The organism is Escherichia fergusonii ATCC 35469, assembly GCF_000026225.1.
Lineage (GTDB): Bacteria > Pseudomonadota > Gammaproteobacteria > Enterobacterales > Enterobacteriaceae > Escherichia > Escherichia fergusonii.
Genome location: NC_011740.1, coordinates 3,606,995 through 3,631,519, shown reverse-complemented (window position 1 = coordinate 3,631,519; position 24,525 = coordinate 3,606,995). Strand labels below are relative to the sequence as shown.

The 24,525-nt window shown below is 49.6% G+C and carries 21 protein-coding genes, 1 tRNA gene, 1 other RNA gene and 1 pseudogene; 17 read left to right on the top strand and 7 right to left on the bottom strand.

Annotation, left to right across the window (positions count from 1 at the left end; all coding sequences use genetic code 11):
* The first annotated feature begins 68 nt into the window (after positions 1 to 68).
* Positions 69 to 2,402, top strand: a complete 2,334-nt coding sequence (gene bisC, locus EFER_RS17785) for a biotin sulfoxide reductase (RefSeq protein ID WP_000013921.1) — start codon at positions 69 to 71, stop codon at positions 2,400 to 2,402.
* On the opposite strand, the gene EFER_RS17780 is transcribed toward bisC, so the two are convergent.
* Both EFER_RS17780 and tag read right to left on the bottom strand, forming a co-directional pair.
* Entirely contained in the window at positions 2,371 to 2,811 is a 441-nt protein-coding gene (locus tag EFER_RS17780) for an N-acetyltransferase (protein WP_000617495.1), read from the bottom strand. The two genes, bisC and EFER_RS17780, sit on opposite strands and share 32 nt — an antisense overlap.
* A complete protein-coding gene (tag, locus tag EFER_RS17775) occupies positions 2,801 to 3,370 on the bottom strand; it encodes a DNA-3-methyladenine glycosylase I (RefSeq protein ID WP_000438973.1) in 570 nt (189 codons plus the stop codon). Before tag ends, EFER_RS17780 begins: the two co-directional genes overlap by 11 nt.
* 156 nt (positions 3,371 to 3,526) lie before the next feature.
* Between tag and EFER_RS17770 the strand changes: the two are divergent.
* The 11 genes and pseudogenes from EFER_RS17770 (at position 3,527) to EFER_RS17715 (ending at position 15,788) form a co-directional block, all read left to right on the top strand.
* A pseudogene (locus tag EFER_RS17770) lies at positions 3,527 to 4,224 on the top strand (autotransporter domain-containing protein).
* A gap of 226 nt (positions 4,225 to 4,450) precedes the next feature.
* A complete protein-coding gene (locus EFER_RS17765) occupies positions 4,451 to 5,653 on the top strand; it encodes an L-lactate MFS transporter (RefSeq protein ID WP_001098076.1) in 1,203 nt (400 codons plus the stop codon).
* Positions 5,654 to 6,001: 348 nt separating this feature from the next.
* Positions 6,002 to 7,693, top strand: coding sequence for a kdo(2)-lipid A phosphoethanolamine 7''-transferase (gene eptB, locus EFER_RS17760; RefSeq protein ID WP_001269270.1), 1,692 nt, complete (start codon positions 6,002 to 6,004; stop codon positions 7,691 to 7,693).
* Between the two features lie 91 nt (positions 7,694 to 7,784).
* Positions 7,785 to 7,861, top strand: a tRNA-Pro gene (locus EFER_RS17755).
* Between the two features lie 33 nt (positions 7,862 to 7,894).
* Positions 7,895 to 8,029, top strand: a non-coding RNA gene (locus EFER_RS22535) — RtT sRNA.
* Positions 8,030 to 8,729: 700 nt separating this feature from the next.
* Positions 8,730 to 10,337: a dipeptide ABC transporter substrate-binding protein DppA gene (gene dppA / locus EFER_RS17745; RefSeq protein ID WP_001222892.1), complete on the top strand. Its 1,608-nt coding sequence runs from the start codon at positions 8,730 to 8,732 to the stop codon at positions 10,335 to 10,337.
* 150 nt (positions 10,338 to 10,487) lie between these two features.
* Positions 10,488 to 11,507 (top strand): dipeptide ABC transporter permease DppB, encoded by a 1,020-nt coding sequence (dppB, locus tag EFER_RS17735; RefSeq protein WP_000938855.1) that lies wholly within the window; start codon positions 10,488 to 10,490, stop codon positions 11,505 to 11,507.
* Between the two features lie 9 nt (positions 11,508 to 11,516).
* Entirely contained in the window at positions 11,517 to 12,419 is a 903-nt protein-coding gene (gene dppC, locus EFER_RS17730) for a dipeptide ABC transporter permease DppC (protein ID WP_000084677.1), read from the top strand.
* Between the two features lie 10 nt (positions 12,420 to 12,429).
* Positions 12,430 to 13,413, top strand: coding sequence for a dipeptide ABC transporter ATP-binding protein (gene dppD, locus EFER_RS17725; RefSeq protein WP_001196486.1), 984 nt, complete (start codon positions 12,430 to 12,432; stop codon positions 13,411 to 13,413).
* A complete protein-coding gene (gene dppF, locus EFER_RS17720) occupies positions 13,410 to 14,414 on the top strand; it encodes a dipeptide ABC transporter ATP-binding subunit DppF (protein WP_000107013.1) in 1,005 nt (334 codons plus the stop codon). The genes dppD and dppF overlap by 4 nt, the downstream gene beginning before the upstream one ends.
* A gap of 162 nt (positions 14,415 to 14,576) precedes the next feature.
* Positions 14,577 to 15,788: a sigma-54 interaction domain-containing protein gene (locus EFER_RS17715; RefSeq protein WP_024256550.1), complete on the top strand. Its 1,212-nt coding sequence runs from the start codon at positions 14,577 to 14,579 to the stop codon at positions 15,786 to 15,788.
* 15 nt (positions 15,789 to 15,803) lie between these two features.
* Here the strand turns inward: EFER_RS17715 and EFER_RS17710 are convergent, their stop codons facing one another.
* A complete protein-coding gene (locus tag EFER_RS17710) occupies positions 15,804 to 17,102 on the bottom strand; it encodes an SLC5/6 family protein (RefSeq protein WP_001152710.1) in 1,299 nt (432 codons plus the stop codon).
* 249 nt (positions 17,103 to 17,351) lie between these two features.
* Positions 17,352 to 18,548, bottom strand: a complete 1,197-nt coding sequence (gene megL, locus EFER_RS17705) for a methionine gamma-lyase (protein WP_001016304.1) — start codon at positions 18,546 to 18,548, stop codon at positions 17,352 to 17,354.
* A 435-nt stretch (positions 18,549 to 18,983) separates the two neighbouring features.
* Here megL and EFER_RS24275 point away from each other — a divergent pair, with 435 nt between their 5' ends.
* From EFER_RS24275 to EFER_RS23330, 4 genes are all read left to right on the top strand, one after another.
* Complete coding sequence (locus tag EFER_RS24275) at positions 18,984 to 19,091, top strand: type I toxin-antitoxin system toxin Ldr family protein (protein ID WP_001295224.1); 108 nt, start codon at positions 18,984 to 18,986, stop codon at positions 19,089 to 19,091.
* A 375-nt stretch (positions 19,092 to 19,466) separates the two neighbouring features.
* On the top strand, positions 19,467 to 19,574 hold the full coding sequence (locus EFER_RS24270) for a type I toxin-antitoxin system toxin Ldr family protein (RefSeq protein WP_001295224.1): 108 nt from the start codon (positions 19,467 to 19,469) through the stop codon (positions 19,572 to 19,574).
* A gap of 374 nt (positions 19,575 to 19,948) precedes the next feature.
* Positions 19,949 to 20,056 carry a type I toxin-antitoxin system toxin Ldr family protein gene (locus EFER_RS24260; RefSeq protein ID WP_001295224.1) on the top strand — a complete coding sequence of 36 codons (108 nt, stop codon included), beginning with the start codon at positions 19,949 to 19,951 and terminating at the stop codon, positions 20,054 to 20,056.
* Positions 20,057 to 20,430: 374 nt separating this feature from the next.
* The gene (locus EFER_RS23330) at positions 20,431 to 20,538 is read left to right on the top strand and encodes a type I toxin-antitoxin system toxin Ldr family protein (RefSeq protein WP_001295224.1); all 108 of its coding nucleotides are present in this window, start codon (positions 20,431 to 20,433) and stop codon (positions 20,536 to 20,538) included.
* 86 nt (positions 20,539 to 20,624) lie between these two features.
* On the opposite strand, the gene bcsG is transcribed toward EFER_RS23330, so the two are convergent.
* From bcsG to bcsE, 3 genes are read right to left on the bottom strand one after another with little or no spacing between them, the layout of a single operon-like run.
* Positions 20,625 to 22,304, bottom strand: a complete 1,680-nt coding sequence (gene bcsG, locus EFER_RS17685) for a cellulose biosynthesis protein BcsG (RefSeq protein ID WP_000192007.1) — start codon at positions 22,302 to 22,304, stop codon at positions 20,625 to 20,627.
* Positions 22,301 to 22,492 (bottom strand): cellulose biosynthesis protein BcsF, encoded by a 192-nt coding sequence (bcsF, locus tag EFER_RS17680; protein WP_000981122.1) that lies wholly within the window; start codon positions 22,490 to 22,492, stop codon positions 22,301 to 22,303. Before bcsF ends, bcsG begins: the two co-directional genes overlap by 4 nt.
* Positions 22,489 to 24,048 carry a cellulose biosynthesis c-di-GMP-binding protein BcsE gene (gene bcsE / locus EFER_RS17675; protein ID WP_001070267.1) on the bottom strand — a complete coding sequence of 520 codons (1,560 nt, stop codon included), beginning with the start codon at positions 24,046 to 24,048 and terminating at the stop codon, positions 22,489 to 22,491. The genes bcsF and bcsE overlap by 4 nt, the downstream gene beginning before the upstream one ends.
* A 286-nt stretch (positions 24,049 to 24,334) precedes the next feature.
* On the opposite strand from bcsE, the gene bcsR reads away from it, so the two are divergent.
* The gene (bcsR, locus tag EFER_RS17670; RefSeq protein WP_001063310.1) at positions 24,335 to 24,523 is read left to right on the top strand and encodes a cellulose biosynthesis protein BcsR; all 189 of its coding nucleotides are present in this window, start codon (positions 24,335 to 24,337) and stop codon (positions 24,521 to 24,523) included.
* Positions 24,524 to 24,525: the final 2 nt, after the last annotated feature.

Here is a 24,525-nt window from a genome sequence, read left to right as displayed (position 1 = left end):
GGATTACTCGGAAATTTGTAAGTAATATTTAATTGCTCAATACATCTAACCTTTCAGGAGCCTTTGGTTTGGCCAACTCATCCTCACGATATTCCGTTCTGACTGCCGCCCACTGGGGGCCCATGCTGGTTGAAACTGACGGCGAAACCGTGTTTAGCTCGCGTGGCGCGTTAGCCAGAGGAATGGATAACTCCTTGCAGAGCGCGGTTCGCGACCAGGTTCACAGCAATACGCGGGTACGATTTCCCATGGTGCGCAAAGGCTTTCTTGCGTCACCGGAAAACCCGCAAGGCATTCGTGGGCAGGATGAATTTGTTCGCGTGAGTTGGGATGAGGCGCTGGATCTTATTCACCAACAACATAAACGCATTCGTGAGGCTTATGGTCCGGCATCGATTTTTGCGGGTTCCTACGGCTGGCGTTCAAACGGCGTGCTGCATAAGGCCTCGACATTATTACAACGCTATATGGCGCTGGCGGGTGGATATACCGGGCATCTGGGGGATTATTCGACCGGCGCCGCACAGGCGATCATGCCGTATGTCGTGGGGGGCAGCGAAGTTTATCAACAGCAGACCAGTTGGCCGCTGGTGCTGGAACATAGCGATGTCGTGGTGTTGTGGAGTGCTAACCCTCTCAATACGCTGAAAATTGCGTGGAATGCATCCGATGAGCAGGGGCTTTCTTACTTTTCCGCACTGCGTGACAGCGGGAAAAAGCTGATCTGCATTGATCCAATGCGATCGGAAACCGTCGATTTCTTTGGCGATAAAATGGAGTGGGTAGCACCGCATATGGGCACCGATGTTGCTCTGATGCTGGGGATCGCCCATACGCTGGTGGAAAATGGCTGGCACGACGAAGCGTTTCTGGCGCGTTGCACCACAGGTTATGACGTCTTCTCCTCTTATCTGCTGGGCGAGAGTGACGGAATAGCGAAAACTGCCGAATGGGCGGCAGAGATTTGTGGGGTTAACGCAGAGAAAATCCGCGAACTGGCGGCTATTTTCCAGCAAAATACCACCATGCTGATGGCTGGCTGGGGAATGCAGCGCCAACAGTTTGGTGAGCAAAAACACTGGATGATCGTCACGCTGGCGGCAATGTTAGGTCAAATAGGTACGCCTGGCGGCGGCTTTGGTCTTTCTTACCATTTTGCCAATGGTGGTAACCCCACGCGCCGCGCTGCGGTGCTTTCATCTATGCAGGGCAGCTTGCCAGGTGGCACCGATGCGGTAGATAAAATCCCCGTAGCCCGTATTGTTGAAGCACTGGAAAACCCTGGCGGCGCGTATCAACATAACGGCATGAACCGCCACTTCCCGGATATTCGTTTTATCTGGTGGGCGGGCGGCGCCAACTTTACTCATCATCAGGATACCAATCGCCTGATCCGTGCCTGGCAAAAACCGGAGCTGGTGGTGATCTCCGAGTGCTTCTGGACGGCAGCGGCGAAACACGCCGATATCGTTCTGCCTGCGACCACTTCGTTTGAGCGTAATGATCTCACCATGACCGGCGATTACAGTAATCAGCATCTGGTGCCGATGAAGCAAGTGGTGCCACCACGTGATGAAGCGCGTAATGATTTTGATGTTTTTGCCGGGTTGAGTGAACGCTGGGAGAAGGGCGGCTTTGCGCGGTTTACGGAAGGGAAAAGTGAGCTGCAATGGCTTGAAACGTTTTATAACGTCGCCCGGCAACGTGGGGCAAGCCAGCAGGTTGAATTGCCGCCATTTGCTGAGTTCTGGGAAGCCAACCAGTTAATTGAGATGCCGGAACACCCGGACGGTGAGCGGTTTATTCGCTTCGCTGATTTTCGCCGCGATCCGCAGGCACATCCATTAAAAACCGTCAGCGGTAAGATTGAAATCTTCTCGCAGCGTATTGCCGATTACGCTTATCCGGATTGCCCGGGGCATCCGATGTGGCTGGAGCCGGATGAGTGGCAGGGCAATGCCGAACCAGAACAGTTGCAGGTACTTTCTGCCCATCCGGCGCACCGCTTGCACAGTCAGTTGAATTACAGCTCTCTGCGCGAATTATACGCGGTGGCAAACCGCGAACCCATTACCATACATCCTGAAGATGCTCTGGCGCGCGGCATAAAAGAGGGGGATATAGTGCGGGTGTGGAACTCCCGTGGGCAGATCCTTGCCGGAGCGGTCATTAGCGAGGGAATTAAACCTGGCGTGATTTGCATTCACGAAGGGGCATGGCCGGATCTGGATTTAACCGCTGACGGCATTTGTAAAAACGGCGCAGTGAATGTATTGACTAAAGACCTCCCCAGCTCGCGGCTGGGGAATGGTTGTGCAGGCAACACGGCTTTGGCGTGGCTGGAAAAATACAACGGTCCTGAACTGCCACTTACGGCGTTTGATCCACCTGCCAGCTCATAATCCAGGTTGGGTGCTGGGTTTGTTCTTGCCATGCACTGTCAATAACACGGAAACCCTGCGCCATGTAGAAACGCAGTGCTTGCAGGTTTTCCTGGTAAACCTCCAGCATCAGAAATGGATAACGCTGTTGCACATGTTGCATTAGCGCTCTGCCAATACCGCGCCGTGCAGCCTTCGGCGCGACAAACATCGCGGCTAAAAAGCGATCTTCTATGATGCTGACAAAGCCCAGAAATTCGCCTTTCTCTTCCCACATCGAAGTTATTGCGTTGGCAAGGTAAACATCCCGCACCACTTGCAGGCTGTCATGCCAGTATTGTTCATCAATAAAAGGATGCCCCCAGGTCGTGCTTTCAATCCACAGATCTAAAATGGCAGGCAGATCGGAACTTTGCGCTTCACGAATCATTTTGGCCTCCCGGATGGCAAAAACAGCTTGTAACGTGGTCATTGACCAACCCACAGGCCTGCATAAATGAGTAGCAAATGGTAGTGCCGACAAACTTAAAGCCACGTTTTTTCAGCGCTTTCGATAGCGCGTCGGAAGCCGGTGTTGAAGTGGGAATTTCGCTGAGAGTTTTGGCGTTACGAATCTGCGGTTGATGATTCACAAAGGACCAGACGAAATCCGCAAACGGCTCACCGTTTTGCTCCATCTGCAGATATGCCCGCGCATTGCCAATAATTGCCTGGATTTTCCCGCGATGACGGATAATTCCGGCGTTCTGAACCAGGCGTTCGACATCTTCTTCTTGCATTGCTGCAACCCGAACGGGATCGAACTGATGAAAACAGGCTCGATAATTTTCGCGTTTTTTAAGCACGGTAATCCAGGATAATCCCGCCTGTTGCCCTTCAAGGCAGATCATTTCAAATAATTTTTTACCGTCAGTTTCCGGTACGCCCCACTCCTGATCATGGTAGGCGATGTAGAGCGGATCCTGAGTAACCCAACCACAACGTTCCATACTTTCCCTCGTATTTGTTGTTTTGTATAAATTTTGTTCTGCTTGCCTTGACGCGCCAGCTAAAAAGGCAATATTTAATACAGGGCTAACAGCCCGATCTCCATCACACAATGACAATAATAATGCCGAATTCGGCTCTTCTCTGGAGTCGTGTTGATGATTATAAAAATATGCAGTGGTCGCCGGGCGCTACGCGTCATGGCGAGCGTGATGATCTGCCCGTTTTTTGCACCACAGCTCATGCCTGGCAACAAGAATATATCGTTGATGCGCAGCCAGGGCATAACTCTGAACGTTATACATGGGATAGCGACCACCAACCTGATTACGACGAAATATTGGCCCAGCGCATTCATCATAGCCAAAATGTACCTGGTTTGTCGGTTAGTCTGGCGGAAGATTCTCCCCTTGATGACACTCACGGTGTAACGCTTGGCTGGAACTTTCCTTTGTATGGTCAGGTGACCACCGGGCCGGTTGCGGCTTTGCATTATGATGGTACTTCCGCAGCGGTTTATAACGAATTTGGCGACAGCGCTATCGTGCAAACTGATCCGCTATGGCACGCGAGTGTCAGCACCTTAGGCTGGCGGGTTAATTCGCAATATGGTGATTTGCGGCCCTGGGCGCAGATCAGTTACAACCAACAATTTGGCGATAATCTCTGGAAGGCACAATCGGGATTAAACCGGATAATTGCCACTAATCAAAACGGCAATTGGCTGGATGTCACGGTGGGAGCAGATATGCTGCTTAATACCAATATTGCGGCGTATGCGGCTTTGTCTCAGGCAGAAAACAGCACTAACAATAGTGACTATCTTTATACCATGGGAGTGAGTGCCAAATTTTAACAATATGTTTACTAATGATCTTGTTCAATAACAATACTTGTGGCGATAGTAGGCGCTAACTTACATTTAGTATTTGTCATGTGAATATTTTGCGTGTCACTCATTCCTGAAATTAGGCATTTCATTCCATCCTGACGGCAGTTCATGCCGTTTTCTCCCTGCGCGAAATGCGCTTCGTTATTGTGACTGGCAGAGAATTTCCATTTATCACTGCAGGAAGACTGCCATGAACACTTCAAACTATCAGCATACTCGCTGGCTGACACTAATCGGCACCATCATTACCCAGTTTGCACTGGGGTCGGTTTACACCTGGAGCCTGTTTAATGGCGCGCTCTCCGCCAAACTGAATGAGCCAGTTAGTCAGGTGGCTTTCTCTTTTGGTTTACTAAGCCTGGGGCTGGCTATCTCGTCTTCTGTGGCGGGTAAATTACAGGAGCGTTTTGGCGTTAAGCGCGTCACTATGGCCTCAGGTATTCTTTTGGGGCTTGGCTTCTTCCTTACCGCGCACTCAAATAATCTGATGATGCTGTGGCTAAGTGCGGGTGTGCTGGTGGGACTGGCAGATGGCGCAGGTTATCTGCTGACGCTTTCTAACTGTGTGAAATGGTTCCCGGAGCGTAAAGGTCTCATCTCCGCATTCGCCATTGGTTCTTATGGTCTGGGCAGCCTGGGGTTCAAATTTATCGACACGCAGTTGCTGGAAACGGTCGGCCTGGAAAAAACCTTTGTGATTTGGGGGGCGATTGCGCTGGTGATGATTGTCTTTGGCGCAACCTTAATGAAAGATGCACCGAAGCAGGAAGTAAAAACCAGCAATGGTGTGGTAGAGAAGGATTACACGCTGGCGCAATCCATGCGTAAACCGCAGTACTGGATGTTAGCGGTTATGTTCCTGACTGCCTGCATGAGCGGCCTGTATGTGATTGGTGTGGCGAAAGATATCGCTCAAAGTCTGGCGCATCTTGATGCAATTTCCGCGGCCAACGCAGTAACGGTTATCTCCATCGCCAACCTTAGCGGTCGTCTGGTGCTGGGTATTCTGTCTGACAAAATCTCGCGCATTCGTGTCATCACCATTGGTCAGGTGATTTCGCTGGTGGGTATGGCGGCACTGCTGTTTGCACCATTGAATGCAGTGACATTCTTTGCAGCGATTGCCTGCGTGGCGTTTAACTTCGGCGGCACCATCACAGTGTTCCCGTCACTGGTCAGTGAATTCTTCGGCCTCAATAACCTGGCAAAAAACTACGGCGTGATTTACCTCGGCTTTGGTATCGGCAGCATTTGCGGTTCGATTATCGCCTCACTGTTTGGCGGATTTTATGTGACTTTCTGCGTTATTTTTGCCTTGCTGATTCTCTCTCTGGCGCTTTCAACAACCATTCGTCAGCCTGAGCAGAAAGTGTTGCGTGAGATACATATTTAAAACGATTTTTCACCAATAGAATAAGGGGGGACGTAAAATTCCCCCTGTTAACTAAAACTACTCGTGTTTAAACGTCATGGGATCACTTGAATATTTACCATCAATTGCAAGTCAGGTGACCCCCACATTTTTAACGGCCTCACTAAACCATAAGTCTCAATTCATACTTGCGCTTTTGTAAATTTGTGCTTCAGACACACGCTTTCCAGACACTTTTTCTTTAACCTGTGGTCTACTAGCCTGCGCTGTGGATTTCATTACTATCGGCAACCTCCGCGTATTTCACCTGCCAGGTCACATAGATCATCACGCAGGGATTTTTCACCTGTTTTTCCAGGGTTTGTTTGCATGAGATATATCAAAACGATAACGCAGCAAAAGCTAAGCTTTTTGCTCGCTGTCTATATCGGTCTGTTTATGAATTGCGCAGTCTATTTCCGTCGGTTTGACGGTTACGCGCATAACTTCACTTTTCTTAATGGCGTCTCGGCGGTTATCGAACTGGCAGGGACGGTTCTGGCAACCTTCTTCTTTTTACGTTTAATTTCACTCTTTGGCAGAACGGCCTGGAAAGTGCTGGCTTCATTGCTGGTGCTGATTTCTGCTGGAGCCAGCTACTATATGACATTTATGAATGTCATGATTGGCTACGGGATTGTTGCTTCGGTGATGACCACCGACATTGACCTGTCGAAAGAAGTGGTTGGCTGGACGCTTATCGCATGGGTTGTACTGGTGAGTATTATCCCGTTGCTATTTATCTGGATGAACCGCTCACAAGACACCTTCTGGCGTCAGCTGTGTACCCCGAAAACACGCTGGCGTAGTGCGCTTACTGTACTGCTGGCGGGTTTACTGGTATGGGGCCCAATCCGTCTTATGGATATAGCACAAAAGCGTGCAGACCGCATGGCTGGGGTGGATATGCCAAGTTATGGCGGGGTGCTGGCGAACTCTTATTTACCCTCGAACTGGCTTTCTGCGCTGGGTCTGTACGCTTGGGCGCAAGTGGATGAATCGTCGGACAATCGGTCGCTGATGAATCCGGCAAAAAAATTCACCTATACTCCGACACAAAATCTCGACGATACCTATGTGGTTTTCATTATTGGTGAAACCACGCGTTGGGATCATATGGGGATGCTGGGCTACGAGCGTGATACCACGCCGAAGCTGGCGAAAGAGAAGAACCTGGTGATGTACCGTGGTTATTCTTGCGATACTGCGACTAAATTATCACTACGCTGTATGTTTGTGCGTGAAGGTGGAACGGAAGATAACCCACAACGTACGCTTAAAGAGCAGAACGTATTTGCGGTTCTCAAACAGTTGGGCTTTAGCTCTGATTTGTACGCCATGCAGAGTGAGATGTGGTTCTACAGCAACACCATGGCTGACAACATTGCCTATCGTGAGCAAATCGCTGCTGAGCCACGTAACCGTGGGAAAGCGGTGGACGACATGTTGCTGGTCAATGAAATCGAGCGTTCTCTGGAGAAAAAGCCAGAAGGTAAGCATCTGATTGTCTTACATACCAAAGGGTCGCACTACAACTATACGCAGCGTTATCCGCGTGAGTTTGCCCAGTGGCAGCCAGAGTGCTATGCAATTGATCGCAAATGCCCACGAGCGCCGATGATTAACTCATACGATAACTCGATCACCTACGTTGATCATTTTATCGATACAGTGATCGACAAATTCCGCGATAAGAAGGCCATTATTTTCTATGCAGCGGACCACGGTGAGTCAATTAACGAGCGTGAGCACTTGCATGGTACACCACGTGAATATGCGCCACCGGAGCAGTTCCGCGTACCGATGATGGTCTGGATGTCGGATAAATATCTGGAGAATCCGGCCAACGCGCAGGCATTTGCGCAACTGAAAAAAGAGGCGGATATCAAAGTGCCACGCCGTCATGTGGAACTGTACGACACCATTTTAGGTTGCCTTGGTTATACTTCACCGGACGGTGGTATCAACGAAAACAACAACTGGTGTCGAATCCCTCAGGCGAAGAAAGCAGAAGCTAACTAAATGCACTGCTGAGTTTCTCGCCGATCAAAAGGCATTTTGCTATTAAGGGATTGACGAGGGCGTATCTGCGCAGTAAGATGCGCCCCGCATTCGGTGATTGGCGCAGCCTGGTAGCGCACTTCGTTCGGGACGAAGGGGTCGGAGGTTCGAATCCTCTATCACCGACCAATTTAGAAAAACCAGCCCACGGGCTGGTTTTTTGCTTTCTGCGGCCTGAAGAGGATGAGAACCTCCGGGGGCAGGGAGGTTCGACTCGAGCGAAGCGAGAGAACGTTGCGCCAGCAACGGCCCGCAGGGCGAGCCACGAAGTGGCGAGTAATCCTCTATCACCGACCAAATTCAAAAAGCCTGCTCAGTGAGCAGGCTTTTTTGCATCTGTTGACCCGTCCAGGCCTGATAAGACGCCGCAGCGTCACATCAGGTAACGCCATCGCACTTATTGTCGGATGCGGCGTGAATGTTTTATCTGACCTACCTCCATTTCCCTGCCAAATTTGCGCCCCACATCTCACTATCCATTAACGGATTTGTGACAGAATCCATTGTCTTTTTTTATATTTGCTTAAATCTTTTTTTGCGTTACTTATGGCTGGCGCTGGCATTTTCCGCTGTGCGTTTTAGCGTTCATGGTATTAATCGCTCAGATATCCATCTTTTCCTCAGATTTTTTTCATTAAATGCATAAAACTTAATCACCAAATGTTGCTAAATATTAAGCTGATTGTTCTGGTTATGTTGGCGTAGCACAAATTTCTCTGCTGCAAATAGCTGTTTGAAGTTTTTTTAATCTTTGTTTGTGGATTCTCACCGTTGGTGTAAATCCCGGTTGGCTGTATTGACGTTTTCACATTCTGTTGACAGATTGTAGGTCACGAGGGGCATTTTATGGAGGATCCGCACTGTTACACTGATGTTAATTAGTACGGCATCCCCACCTCATAACGTTGACCCGACCGGGTAAAAAACAAAAAAGGTCAGGCAGCGACAACCCACTGCAAAGGGTTAAAACAACAAACATCACAATTGGAGCAGAATAATGCGTATTTCCTTGAAAAAGTCAGGGATGCTGAAGCTTGGTCTCAGCCTGGTGGCTATGACCGTCGCAGCAAGTGTTCAGGCTAAAACTCTGGTTTATTGCTCAGAAGGATCTCCTGAAGGGTTTAACCCGCAGCTGTTTACCTCCGGCACCACCTATGACGCCTCTTCCGTACCGCTTTATAACCGCCTGGTTGAATTTAAAATCGGCACCACTGAAGTGATTCCGGGCCTCGCTGAAAAGTGGGAAGTCAGCGAAGACGGTAAAACCTATACCTTCCATCTGCGTAAAGGTGTGAAGTGGCATAACAACAAAGAATTCAAACCGACGCGCGAACTGAATGCCGATGACGTGGTGTTCTCGTTCGATCGTCAGAAAAACGCGCAAAACCCGTACCATAAAGTTTCTGGCGGCAGCTACGAATACTTCGAAGGTATGGGCTTGCCGGAGCTGATTAGCGAAGTGAAAAAGGTGGACGACAACACCGTTCAGTTTGTGCTGACTCGCCCGGAAGCGCCGTTCCTTGCTGACCTGGCAATGGACTTCGCCTCTATTCTGTCAAAAGAATATGCTGACGCGATGATGAAAGCCGGTACGCCGGAAAAACTGGATCTCAACCCAATCGGCACCGGCCCGTTCCAGTTACAGCAGTATCAAAAAGATTCCCGTATTCGCTACAAAGCGTTTGATGGCTACTGGGGCACCAAACCACAGATCGATACGCTGGTCTTCTCTATTACCCCTGACGCTTCAGTGCGTTACGCTAAATTGCAGAAAAATGAATGCCAGGTGATGCCGTACCCGAACCCGGCAGATATCGCCCGCATGAAGCAGGATAAATCCATCAACCTGATGGAAATGCCGGGGCTGAACGTCGGCTATCTCTCGTATAACGTGCAGAAAAAACCACTGGATGACGTGAAAGTTCGCCAGGCACTGACCTATGCGGTGAACAAAGACGCGATTATCAAAGCGGTTTATCAGGGCGCGGGCGTATCAGCGAAAAACCTGATCCCACCAACCATGTGGGGCTATAACGATGATGTTCAGGACTACACCTACGATCCAGAAAAAGCAAAAGCTTTGCTGAAAGAAGCGGGTCTGGAAAAAGGCTTCTCCATCGACCTGTGGGCAATGCCGGTACAACGTCCGTATAACCCGAACGCTCGTCGCATGGCAGAGATGATTCAGGCAGACTGGGCGAAAGTCGGCGTACAAGCGAAAATCGTTACCTACGAATGGGGTGAGTACCTCAAGCGTGCGAAAGATGGCGAGCACCAGACGGTAATGATGGGCTGGACTGGCGACAACGGGGATCCGGATAACTTCTTCGCTACCCTGTTCAGCTGCGCCGCCTCTGAACAAGGCTCCAACTACTCAAAATGGTGCTACAAACCGTTTGAAGATCTGATTCAACCGGCGCGTGCTACCGACGACCACAACAAGCGTGTTGAATTGTACAAACAAGCACAGGTCGTGATGCACGATCAGGCTCCGGCACTGATCATCGCTCACTCCACCGTGTTTGAACCGGTACGCAAAGAAGTTAAAGGCTATGTGGTTGATCCATTAGGCAAACATCACTTCGAAAACGTCTCTATCGAATAATTAAAAGCCATACCCGGTGGCGCTGTACCTCTGCGTACAGCACCATCCGGCAGCAATACTTAATTCCCTGTCCTATAAGGGCGGGAATTGATTTGTGAGCAATACAGACTCGCAGTTCCAGGCTGCGGGTCACTACAGAGAATCCGGGTTATGTTGCAGTTTATTCTCCGACGTTTGGGACTCGTCATCCCCACGTTTATCGGTATTACCCTTCTCACATTTGCCTTTGTCCACATGATCCCTGGCGATCCGGTGATGATCATGGCGGGTGAACGTGGGATCTCCCCAGAGCGTCACGCGCAATTGCTGGCAGAACTCGGCTTGGATAAACCGATGTGGCAGCAGTATCTCCATTACATTTGGGGCGTAATGCACGGTGATTTAGGCATTTCGATGAAAAGCCGAATTCCGGTATGGGAAGAGTTCGTGCCGCGCTTCCAGGCCACGCTGGAACTTGGCGTCTGCGCGATGATTTTTGCGACCGCAGTCGGCATTCCGGTTGGTGTGCTGGCTGCGGTTAAACGCGGTTCTATTTTTGATCACACGGCGGTTGGTCTGGCGCTGACCGGCTACTCGATGCCGATCTTCTGGTGGGGCATGATGTTGATCATGCTGGTTTCAGTGCACTGGAACCTGACGCCCGTCTCTGGTCGCGTGAGCGACATGGTGTTCCTCGATGATTCTAATCCGTTAACCGGTTTTATGCTGATCGACACCGCCATCTGGGGTGAAGACGGCAACTTTATTGATGCTGTCGCCCATATGATTTTGCCCGCCATTGTGCTGGGTACTATCCCGCTGGCGGTCATTGTACGTATGACGCGCTCCTCGATGCTGGAAGTGCTGGGCGAGGATTACATCCGCACCGCGCGTGCCAAAGGGCTAACCCGGATGCGGGTGATTATCGTCCATGCGCTGCGTAATGCCATGCTGCCGGTGGTGACCGTTATCGGCCTGCAGGTGGGAACATTGCTGGCAGGCGCGATTCTGACCGAAACCATCTTCTCGTGGCCCGGTCTGGGGCGCTGGTTGATTGACGCATTGCAACGCCGCGATTATCCGGTAGTGCAGGGTGGCGTATTGCTGGTGGCGACGATGATTATCCTCGTCAACCTGCTGGTCGATCTGCTGTACGGCGTGGTGAACCCGCGTATTCGTCATAAGAAGTAAGGGGACATCATGTCACAGGTTACTGAAAATAAAGTGATTAGCGCGCCGGTGCCGATGACCCCGTTACAGGAGTTTTGGCACTATTTTAAACGCAACAAAGGCGCGGTTGTCGGGCTGGTTTACGTCGTCATCGTGTTGTTTATCGCGATCTTTGCCAACTGGATTGCGCCGTATAACCCGGCGGAACAATTCCGCGATGCACTGCTCGCCCCGCCAGCCTGGCAGGAAGGCGGCAGTATGGCGCACTTGCTGGGTACAGATGACGTAGGGCGTGATGTGTTGTCGCGCCTGATGTATGGCGCGCGCTTGTCGCTGCTGGTTGGTTGTCTGGTGGTGGTGTTGTCGCTGATTATGGGCGTTATTCTCGGCCTGATCGCCGGTTACTTTGGCGGCCTGGTCGATAACATCATCATGCGCGTGGTCGATATCATGCTGGCGCTGCCAAGTCTGCTGCTGGCGCTGGTGCTGGTGGCGATTTTCGGCCCGTCGATTGGTAACGCCGCGCTGGCGCTAACCTTCGTTGCGCTGCCGCACTATGTGCGCTTAACCCGCGCCGCCGTGCTGGTGGAGGTGAATCGCGATTACGTCACCGCGTCTCGCGTGGCAGGTGCTGGGGCGATGCGTCAGATGTTTATTAACATCTTCCCGAACTGCCTTGCGCCGCTGATTGTTCAGGCGTCGCTCGGTTTCTCTAACGCCATTCTCGATATGGCTGCTCTTGGTTTCCTCGGCATGGGAGCGCAGCCGCCAACACCGGAGTGGGGCACCATGCTCTCCGACGTGTTGCAGTTCGCGCAAAGCGCCTGGTGGGTCGTAACCTTCCCCGGTCTGGCGATCCTGCTGACGGTGCTGGCATTTAACCTGATGGGTGACGGTCTGCGTGACGCGCTCGATCCCAAACTGAAGCAGTAAGAGGTTCGAGATGGCGTTATTAAATGTAGATAAATTATCGGTGCATTTCGGCGACGAAAGCGCACCGTTCCGCGCCGTAGACCGTATCAGCTACAGCGTGAAACAAGGCGAAGTGGTCGGAATTGTGGGTGAGTCTGGCTCCGGTAAGTCGGTCAGTTCACTGGCGATTATGGGGCTGATTGATTATCCGGGCCGCGTGATGGCAGAAAAGCTGGAGTTTAACGGCCAGGATTTGCAGCGTATCTCAGAAAAAGAGCGCCGCAATCTGGTGGGTGCCGAAGTGGCGATGATCTTTCAGGACCCGATGACCAGCCTCAACCCGTGTTACACCGTAGGTTTCCAGATTATGGAAGCGATTAAGGTGCATCAGGGGGGCAACAAAAGTACCCGCCGTCAGCGGGCGATTGACCTGCTGAATCAGGTCGGTATTCCCGATCCGGCTTCGCGTCTGGATGTTTACCCGCATCAGCTTTCTGGCGGCATGAGCCAGCGTGTGATGATCGCCATGGCGATTGCCTGTCGGCCAAAACTGCTGATTGCTGATGAGCCGACCACCGCGCTGGACGTGACCATTCAGGCGCAAATCATCGAACTGCTGCTGGAGCTGCAGCAGAAAGAGAACATGGCGCTGGTGTTGATTACCCATGACCTGGCGCTGGTGGCGGAAGCGGCGCATAAAATCATCGTCATGTATGCCGGTCAGGTGGTGGAAACGGGCGATGCCCACGCCATCTTCCATGCACCGCGTCATCCGTATACTCAGGCATTGCTGCGCGCGCTGCCGGAATTTGCCCAGGACAAAGAACGTCTGGCGTCATTGCCTGGCGTCGTTCCTGGCAAATACGACCGTCCGAATGGCTGCCTGCTTAACCCGCGTTGCCCCTATGCCACTGACAGATGCCGCGCTGAAGAACCGGCGTTGAATATGCTCGCTGACGGGCGTCAGTCCAAATGCCATTACCCACTTGATGATGCCGGGAGGCCCACACTATGAGTACGCAAGAGGCCACCCTGCAACAACCGCTGTTGCAGGCTATCGACCTGAAAAAACATTATCCGGTGAAGAAAGGCATGTTCGCGCCGGAACGTCTGGTAAAGGCGCTGGATGGCGTTTCGTTTAATCTTGAACGTGGCAAAACGCTGGCGGTAGTAGGTGAATCCGGCTGCGGTAAATCGACCCTCGGTCGGTTGCTGACGATGATTGAAACGCCCACCGGCGGCGAACTGTATTACCAGGGGCAGGATCTGCTCAAGCACGATCCGCAGGCGCAGAAGTTGCGTCGGCAGAAAATCCAGATCGTCTTCCAGAATCCCTATGGCTCGCTGAATCCGCGTAAAAAAGTCGGGCAAATTCTCGAAGAGCCGCTGCTGATCAACACCGGTTTAAGCAAAGAACAGCGTCGGGAAAAAGCGTTGTCGATGATGGCGAAAGTCGGCCTGAAAACCGAGCATTACGATCGCTATCCGCACATGTTCTCCGGCGGTCAGCGTCAGCGTATCGCCATCGCCCGTGGTCTGATGCTCGACCCGGATGTGGTGATTGCCGATGAACCGGTTTCCGCGCTGGACGTCTCGGTACGTGCGCAGGTGCTGAATCTGATGATGGATTTGCAGCAGGAACTGGGGCTGTCTTATGTCTTTATCTCGCACGACCTGTCGGTGGTGGAGCACATTGCTGATGAAGTGATGGTGATGTATCTGGGCCGCTGCGTGGAGAAGGGGACGAAGGACCAAATCTTCAATAACCCGCGTCATCCGTACACCCAGGCGCTACTCTCCGCGACGCCGCGCCTGAACCCGGACGACCGCCGGGAGCGCATTAAGCTCACCGGTGAACTGCCAAGCCCGCTCAATCCACCGCCGGGCTGCGCCTTTAACGCCCGCTGTCGTCGGCGCTTCGGCCCCTGCACTCAGTTACAGCCGCAGCTAAAAGACTACGGTGGTCAACTGGTAGCTTGTTTTGCTGTTGATCAGGATGAAAATCCGCAGCGGTAATGTTCAAAACCGGAGCCTTGTGCTCCGGTTCCACTTTTTCGTTTGCGCTCACAGAGTGTGAAGCAGAAGACAAAAGAAATTCCCGTTGCGACTAAAATAGGGGTATCTCTTTTTCCATTGCAGAAATCACCACCTCGTTATTGCTCACGACAGGAGGCAAGCGTGGTTACGATCCGCTGGGATATAAAAACAATTGATCGCCTCTCAATGGTTGAGGATGTTCTCAAGGAGTTTTCCTGTTGCGATCTTAATATAGTTTCCATGAAAGTCACCCCAGGACGAATTCTCATAAAATCCTGGTGCCGCCAGGTGCAGGATATTCCTGTCCTCCAGACACGACTGGAACAGAATGCTGATATCGTTAATGTGGCTTATCTTTCTGAGACGGAAAATAGTCTTTCTTCTCCAGATTCAACGCGCCCACGGTATTTTTCTGACATTATTTGTAATAGCCCTGCGATGAAAATCGTTATTGATAAGGCTATAAAAATTGTCGATAGCAAATATACGGTATTAATCCGGGGTGAAACTGGAACAGGTAAAGATCTCCTGGCGCGAGCAATTCATAATACAGGTTCCCGACGTTTTTATCCTTTTATCCCTGTTAACTGCTCAGCATTACCAGAATCGCTGATGGAAAGTGAGTTTTTCGGCTATGAAAAAGGGGCATTTAGTGGGGCCGATAGCCAGGGTAAAAAAGGCCTTTTTGAGATGGCAGACAAAGGAACACTTTTCCTTGATGAGTTGGGGGAATTACCGCTTAATTTACAAGGTAAACTTTTACGGGTACTACAGGAAGGTGGGATTCGACGGGTCGGGGGTACGCAAATAATTCCAATTAATACGCGTATTATTGTCGCTACTAACGCTAATCTGGAAGAGATGATTGCTCATCGCACCTTGCGTGCCGACCTCTGGTATCGTATCAATGTGCTTTCTCTGACTATACCGCCATTGCGTGAACGTCCACATGATCTCAACTTATTAATCCGTTATTTTGTACAGAAATATGCTAAGGAATTTAAACGGAATATCATTCTTGATAAAACTGCCTACGAAACTTTGCGTCAGCACACGTGGCCTGGCAATATCAGAGAACTGGAAAATACCATTATCCGCCTGATGCTAATGTGTGAAAACGATATTATTCGCAGTGATGATTTGGGACTGGATAAGAGTTTGTCTTCAGTATCAATAAACTCGCCAAATTCATTTAAAGATCAGGTGCTTCATACAGAGAGACAGTTAATAGAAAAAATGCTGGCTGACAATGTATCCTCGCGAGAAATAGCAAAAACATTAGGTGTTTCACACACGACAGTACTCAATAAAATTCATCGCTACCAACAGGGCATCAGCGCCGCCAGTGATTGACGGCGCGATTTAATATCACTCAATAAAAGTCAGGAAAGGTGTTAAACAGAGCAGGATACCGTAAAGTAAAATAAGCCAAATTTTCAGGCCTCGCAGTTTCTTGAGTTGCGGTACGTTGTATATCAAGAATACCGGAATAAGGCAGGCGACGATACCATAAAGTGGGCTCCCTAACTGGAAAAAAACTAACACCGAAACGCGGAATGATACCCAAATCACTAAGGTAATCACGATAAAAATACAGATGCTTACTGTCAGTAGCAGAGAATTAATTTTCTTTATATCCATGATGCGGCTTAATAAATTAAGAATAATGCCTTTTATCGCCTCATGAAATCCAAGATATATGCCAAAGAAAGCAGTTAACACAGCAAAAACATTCAACACTGTAGACGTAATATGAATAATATTACCAGGGATTACTTGCGCCGCCAGAGCCAGCGCGGAGATGTTTTGCTCAAATGCTGAAACAGCCTCTTCATGGCTGATAGAAAAAGTAAATGAAAAGGAAAAGAACAAAATTATCGTAATCAGGGTAATATAACTAATGCGGTGCGCCCGAATCACCATACGTGTTGCCAGCACCCGATCTGATTCTCTTTTACGATAGGCTATATTCATCGGATTAAGAACCTGAATAAACACAGCAGAGAAAAAACAGAATGGAATTGTTAACAGAACATCGCGGAAGAATACACCAGCGGCAGGAAATGCACTGATATTACTCAGATTCCAGTAAGGGATCATGGCACAACCAAATATGATGATTATCCCAACCTTTACTACCACCATTGGACCGGATATTTTGAAAAGTAATTTTTCACCACAGGATGCAATTGCTACAAGAAGAGAAAAAATTACCACTTTATACACAATGGAGTGCGACAGATCAGCATCCACCAGCCCAAATGTTTTTATATAAGAGGCACTGTCAAATATAACTGATAAAGAATAAATAAATATTCCATGGATAATCATTAAAAAATAAATTACACCAAGAAAAATCCCCCAATTTTTCCCTAGGTAATGACTGATGATATCGGTGTAGTTATTGCATGTTTCGCTTTCTGACAAGGTTTTTAAGTATAATTCTTGTACGATATAGGTAGCGGGATAAGCAATAATCGCGGCAGTAATGAATACCCAAACACCTTTCAATCCAATTTGTACCGGCATTAATACCGTACCCGCACCGATTGCCATACCAATGCATAATAGTAACCAGCCAAAATCATATTTGGTGAAGGGTAATTTCTTCAACGATGATCGGGTTGTAGTTGTATTACTGCTTAATGGTACTGCCTTATCCTGCATATAGCCCCCTGTCTAAAATACATGCTCTTTTTGAGACAAGAGAGCATGTATGCTTCAAATTTAAAAAATACTCGTCATGCTTCAAGTTGCATGTGCTGCGATTACGGGGTACACGGTCCATCCATGGGCCTCACCCTTGACGGGTTTGTTACTCATCCCTGCCACTTACTGAAGTCAAGCTTCTGGGGATTCTCTCGCTTGTCCTGCAACTCGAAGTATGACGAATATATTAACCTCATTGACTAATATTCAGTGAGTTGCCTTTCTGATGGCTTGATCAAGGTCGTTAATGATATCTTCGGGATCCTCCAGACCTACTGACAGTCGAATAAGGCCATCGGTAATACCTGCTTCAAGCCGTTCCTCTGGTGCAAAAGGCGAATGTGTCATAGACGCAGGATGCTGAATGAGGGTTTCGGTATCACCGAGGCTGACTGCGAGGAGGCATAATTCTACAGAGTTGATCATACGTCTGCCAGTCTCAAGACCTCCGGCGATTTCAAAGCTGATTACGCCTCCCGGAAGACTCATCTGTTTTTTGCCCAATATATATTGTGGGTGGGAAGGTAGACCCGGATACCAGACCTGAGTAATTGCCGGATGAGACTCAAGGTAATGGGCAATTCTCAACGCATTCTGACAATGGCGCTCCATACGTATTCCCAGGGTTTTTACCCCACGTAACGTTAGCCAGGCGTCGAAAGGACTCAGGCATCCACCGGTAATATCCTTCAGACCGACAAATCGAGCCTGATCGATAAACTCCTGCTTGCCGATAATAACACCACCAATAACATCACCATGACCATTGATATATTTTGTTAAACTATGAATGACAATATCTGCCCCCAGGGTTAGTGGCTGCTGGCAATAAGGTGACATAAAAGTATTATCGACAATTAATATAACCCCACTTTGATGGGCAATATCAGCAACAGCCGCAATATCCACCAAAGACAGTGTCGGATTAGCCGGTGTTTCAATATAAATGACTTTCGTTTCCTGGCGTAGTGCTGCAACAATTTCCTCTGGTTTTGAGGCATTAACAAAACTGACATTAATACCAAATTTGGGAATGCTATGCTGTAAAAACGCATGAGTACAACCGTATATAGCACTGGCGGAAATAATATGATCCCCTTGCTGGCATAAAGTCAGCAACGTTGTGGTAATTGCTGAAATTCCTGATGCAGTCGCAAGTGCCGCTTCTCCCTGTTCTAATACTGCGAGTTTTTTCTCCAGGGCATCGACTGTTGGGTTGCCTAAACGCGTATAAATGTAGCCTGGCTCTTCCAGCGCAAAACGAGCAGCTCCTTGTTCGGCACTATCAAAGACAAAAGTAGACGTCTGAAAAATAGGCATACTCAAAGCGCCTGTTGAGGGATCAGGCTGCTGCCCAGCATGGACGATTCGGGTATTCATTCCATAATTTTGATTGTGGTTCATCTGCTCACCTGTCATCGAAAATAAAAAGGTCTTACTGGCTAAGCAAGCTCTGTGCCAGACGAGTATTTGTTTTTAATCAGTGAGTTAATGCTTATTATTTTCAACCAGCTGTCAGGAAACTTGCCAAGTGGCAAAAAAATTTCCAACAGAATTTATGGGTGTGAGTATTTATGACAGGGAATTGCGAGGCGATACGCAGAGTAGAATATTGCCTGCTGTCAGGAATAAAACGCTGCCGTAGAATCGCTGGCAAGCCGGAAAGATTCCGGTGAGGCGCAATGTTGCGGGGCTTAATCCCTGGTGACATTGGTTGCTGGAGAGAGAAAACCCCCGCACGTTGCAGGTATGCACCTGACAACACCACGGGGGCTAATCTTGACTCTAGACCATTCAAGAATAGCCGCGAAACGTTGTCATTACAACACAGGCGGCTAAATGACGCTCGCAGAACTGGGCATGGCCTTCTGGCATGATTTAGCGGCTCCGGTCATTGCTGGCATTCTTGCCAGTATGATCGTGAACTGGCTGAACAAGCGGAAGTAACGTGTCATGCGGGTGTCATGCTGCCGTAATGGCAATTTGCGCCCGGACCAGGCCGCAGAGGTGAAACTCTGCGGCCTTTTTCGTAAGAAAAATGCAACGGTTGCAAGCGGATAATATTCTGCGGAATGCACCGCACAGAGTGAAGAAGTGACGGATTCCGCAGCACAAAAACAGTCGTAGAATCAGCGGCAAGCCGGAAAGATTCCGGTGAGGCGCAATGTTGCGGGGGCTTAATCCCTGGTGGCATTGGTTGCTGGAGAGAGAAAACCCCCGCATATTGCAGGTATGCACCTGACAACATCACGGGGGCCATTCTTGAACCTACACAACTCAAGAGTAGCCGCGAAACGTTGTCATTACAACACTGGCGGCTATATGACGCTCGCAGAGCTGGGCATGGCCTTCTGGCACGATTTAGCGGCTCCGGTCATTGCTGGCATTCTTGCCAGTATGATCGTGAACTGGCTGAACAAGCGGAAGTAACGTGTCGGACGAGCGTCAGGCTGCCGTAATGGCAATTTGCGCCCGGACCAGGCCGCAGAGGTGAAACTCTGCGGCCTTTTTCGTAAGAAAAATGCAACGGTTGCAAGCGGATAATATTCTGCGGAATGCACAGCACAGAGTGAAGAAGTGACGGATTCCGGAGCACAGAAACAGCCGTAGAATCAGCGGCAAGCCGGAAGAGTTCCGGTGAGGCGCAATGTTGCGGGGGCTTGATCCCTGGTGGCATTGGTTGCTGGAGAGAGAAAACCCCCGCATGTTGCAGGTATGCACCTGACAATATGAGGGGGCTAATCTTGAACCCAAACAACTCAAGAATAGCCGCGAAACGTTGTCATTACAACACAGGCGGCTATATGACGCTCGCAGAACTGGGCATGGCCTTCTGGCATGATTTAGCGGCTCCGGTCATTGCTGGCATTCTTGCCAGTATGATCGTGAACTGGCTGAACAAGCGGAAGTAACGTGTCATGTGGGCGTCAGCTGCCGTAATGGCAATTTGCGCCCGGACCAGGCCGCAGAGGTGAAACTCTGCGGCCTTTTTCGTAAGAAAAATGCAACGGTTGCAAGCGGATAATATTCTGCGGAATGCACAGCACAGAGTGAAGAAGTGACGGATTCCGGAGCACAGAAACAGCCGTAGAATCAGCGGCAAGCCGGAAGAGTTCCGGTGAGGCGCAATGTTGCGGGGGCTTGATCCCTGGTGGCATTGGTTGCTGGAGAGAGAAAACCCCCGCACGTTGCAGGTATGCACCTGACAACATCACGGGGGCCATTCTTGCATCCAAACAATACAAGAATAGCCGCGAAACGTTGTCATTACAACACAGGCGGCTATATGACGCTCGCAGAACTGGGCATGGCCTTCTGGCATGATTTAGCGGCTCCGGTCATTGCTGGCATTCTTGCCAGTATGATCGTGAACTGGCTGAACAAGCGGAAGTAACGTGTCATGCGGGTGTCATGCTGCCGTAATGGCAATTTGCGCCCGGACCAGGCCGCAGAGGTAAAACTCTGCGGCCTTTTTCGTTATTACTGTGGATAAGGCACCCAGTCGCCGCCGTTCAAACGAACATACGGTTTGTTCTGGTATTGAATCACCACTGCGTTTGAGTTCTCGGATACAGGGGCCGTCTGTGGCAAGCCACTGGTGAGTTTTTTCCAGTCCACATTGTCTTCGGTGAAAATCTTGCCATCAAGAACGCGAACCACCAGATCGGAGATAGCCAGGAAGCTGCTCGGTTGGTCAATAACAATCGGCGCACCCTGATGGGGTGATTTCATACCGAAGAATTTCACACCAACAGGCACATCAGTGATCGATGGGCTGGGAATATCACGCAGTCCTGAAACCTGCATTCTGTCCCCTTTCAGCGCGCCACCGTGTTCCGGCACCACCACTACCATCACTTTGCGTCCCGATTTCTCCAGTTCAGTGAAGAAGGCATCCAGTTCATCAAAGAATTTCTGCGCTCGCGCTTTGTAATCTGCTGTTTTGCTGACGCCCGGATAATGGTTGCCATCATGTAGCGGCAGTGTGTTGTAGAACGTGGCACTGCGGGTATTTTTGTCTTTCCCGGTGACCTCCAGCCAGCGATTAAGTACCGCTGTATCGTCATAGACTGGCGAGCCATCAAAGCCCAGTAAAATGACGGGAAGATTAGTTTGATCCATCAGCTCTGTTTGCATCCCTCCATTTTCACGGACTTCTTTCAGGAAGCCGCCAAATTGACCGTTATGTCCCATCATTAAGTGCTGGGTAAAGCCAAGTTTCGAAAGATTATCAAACAGATAGCAGTCATTGTTTGCTGGTTGATACAGATTGGTATGTGACGGTTGACCACAACTGGCACGTAGTAAACGAATTGCTGCCGGGCCGCTATACGACGTTGCTGAGTTGAAATTCTTAAACTCAATATCAAAATGCGACCATAACGGATGTGACATTAATCCCGCAGCTTCAATATCCGACCATGAGAGCGAGCAGATATTGATCACCAGCAGTTCAAACGGCTGAGCATCAGCCGGAAGCGCTGATGGGAATGTTGATTTACGTTTCGCCTCGGCATTATAGAAATTATTCAGCCAGGTATTGAGATTTGCCGTTGTCGGCGGTGCAGTTTGCGCTGGCATATCACCGACCACCGGAGCGCCACCCGTGGCTGCGACAGTCGCTGCGGCATTACCCCCTGTGGTGGTTACTGTCGTGGTAGGTTGACCGGCAGGCCATAAGGAGAAACTTGGGCCTGCCAGTGTCAGGACATTCAGCCATACCAGAATAGCAACCACAAAAACAGTAATACGGATCCACTGTGACAGGAAAAGCCACGCGATAAACAACACAAATACCGCACCTATCATCTGCCAGTTAATGAAACGCGTAACCAGGTCAATCAAATAATCGGTACTGAAACCCGCGACCTGTGAGCCCTGGCTCATAATACTTTCCGGGCCTGGTAACCATGTATCATGCCAGAACAACGCAAAACCAATCGGAAGAGCGATCCAATGGCGAAGGCGATGCAGGCTATAGCGTGGAATAGGCATTAACAAAAAGGCGGCAAACACCAGGTTGAGTAGCGGATGGAAGTTGAGATAACCCGCCCAAAGCAGACCGAACTTCACCAGAAAGTAGAAATTCCAGCCAGAAAGCCCGCGCCAGTACTGCCAAAGGGAAGATGGCATGGTTACATTATGAGTATGTTGAGTCATTTTTTGGTGGTCCTGACTTTAACCGTGCGGCTTAACGTTCCGGCTGGTTTGACATAACGAGGTCGGGCAAAGAATAACCGTGCGGTATCCCGCACTCGGCGTAATGAATGGCGCGCCAGATAACCCAGCGGGAAAAAAATCAGCGCACAAACTATAACAATTTCAATAATATCGCTGATATTCATCATGATGATTGTTCCACCGTATCATCCAATAAGCGCATGGGTTCCGGGATGCGTCGCCAGTTTCGTCCGTCATGTTCAGCGTTAATCACCGGGCTGGATGTTTGCGTTAATGGCAGAGGCGTTCCCCACTGTTCCGGTGCCAGAAGCCGCATTTGTACCAGCTCGGCTGTGATCTGGTCATCTTCAAACCAGACCATACGGTTAGAGAAAATGTCGCCCGTAGGTAGCGGGAAAATATGATTCAGGGCCGTATCGAGGTCATTGACCCGACAGAACGATAAAAATAGTACCAGTCGGTTACCACCAATCGTCATAATATCGCCAGTACGATTCGGACGGCATAGTGTCAGCGCTTGCTCAACACGAATTCCCGGTACCGGACGCAGAGCCACCAGCACGCCTTTGCCATGGGCTGGCAGCAACGTATTGTTCATCATGTTATTGACCGCCTCGCAGAACACATCCCACTTCTGAAAACCACGCAGTTTCAGCGGTTGCGTCATCGACAACAACGTAGTGATATCTTCGGGTACATAGCGACTGAATTGCTGGCCCTGAACGCTTTCGATCATTGTCAGGCAGCGCGAAAGAGGGGCATTCCACGGAATCACCATATTAGCGCCACAGCCAAGTAACAGACGTTCATCAGTGGCTCGCAGACTGGCGATATTCTCCCGTACGAGAATCTTCATGGCGCTGCCGCGTTGGCGACGAAGGGTATGGATGCTACGTGCCAGCGGTTCAATTTGACTGTTTTGCTGTAGAGAGAAAACAACTGTGGCGGCCTGCGCGGTACGCGCTTCGTTAAACAGGGCTTCGTTGTTGTCGAACACTTTCCAGTGCTCGGATAACGGTGGCGCACCCTCCAGCACTGCGACATTACTGAGAATAGTCTTTTCATCGCTACGCGGTTGAATCGCTGCTTCTTCTTGTTGCGCAAGTTCCCACTTACCATTTTTGTGTTCAACGGTAAGTTGCTGGCGGGCGCTCACGCCTTTTTCATTACACCAATAAGCAATATCCAGCAGATGCTGATCGCCCAGAAAACGTAAACTGGCGAGGCCGTAAAGGGAGCGATACTCCTCCATCAGCAGTGAAAATTGTTTATCGTTATTATTTCCGGGGTTAAAGATTAAAAGTGAACATTGATGGAATCTGCTCCATTTATTCATTTTCTCCAGCCAAAGCCTCAGACGCTCTGCGGGAATGTTTTGCCAGGCATTATTTGCGCAAACAAGAATAAAAAGGTAATTGTGAGGATCAACAGAACAAAGTAAATCGCGGGGCATAAAGTATAGCCCCCTTTCTGAATTTGGCATGGAAAATAATTTTATTTTTTCCGGGCCTTGAGATTCTTCTAATTTGAATAATTTCTGTGGTTCGCTACCCATGCTAATGGCCGCGACTTTCGCGGTTTCTGTCTGAGAAACAATCGTTTGATTCGCCAGGCTGATGGCATCTTCAATGCGATCAGTATTCACCCACCAGACACCGCCGGTTGGCATATGGCGTAGTTCATCCCATAAAGATGAGATACCTATAGAGAATACGGGGTTCACAGCGTCCCTCTTATCACCATTTTGTCTGATTATCAGTTTACTAGCGAAAGCTAAGAAATAAACCTACCATTGAAATTAAAAGTTATCAGATTTAGCATGTGAATCAATTCGGCAGGCAGGAAGCCTTGTAGTTCCTGCTTTTCTGTTTTTAACTTTTATTTTTTACAAAACTGAAGTTAAAAAACGAGCGAACCTTCAAATCGCGGTTATACATTAAAAAGAGCGGACTGCTGGAAGATGAAATTATCTACAGCATGGCGAGTATATTCCAAAGAGAACGACCCAAATGAATAACAACGAACCGGATGCTCTGCCTGATTCCGCATTAGGCTACACCTTTCAAAATGATTTTCTGGCGCTAAGTAAGGCTTTTTCTCTGCCAGAAATTGATTACGCCGATATCTCCCAACGGGAACAGTTGGCGGCGGCATTAAAGCGTTGGCCTTTGTTGGCTGAATTTGCGCAACAAAAGTAGGG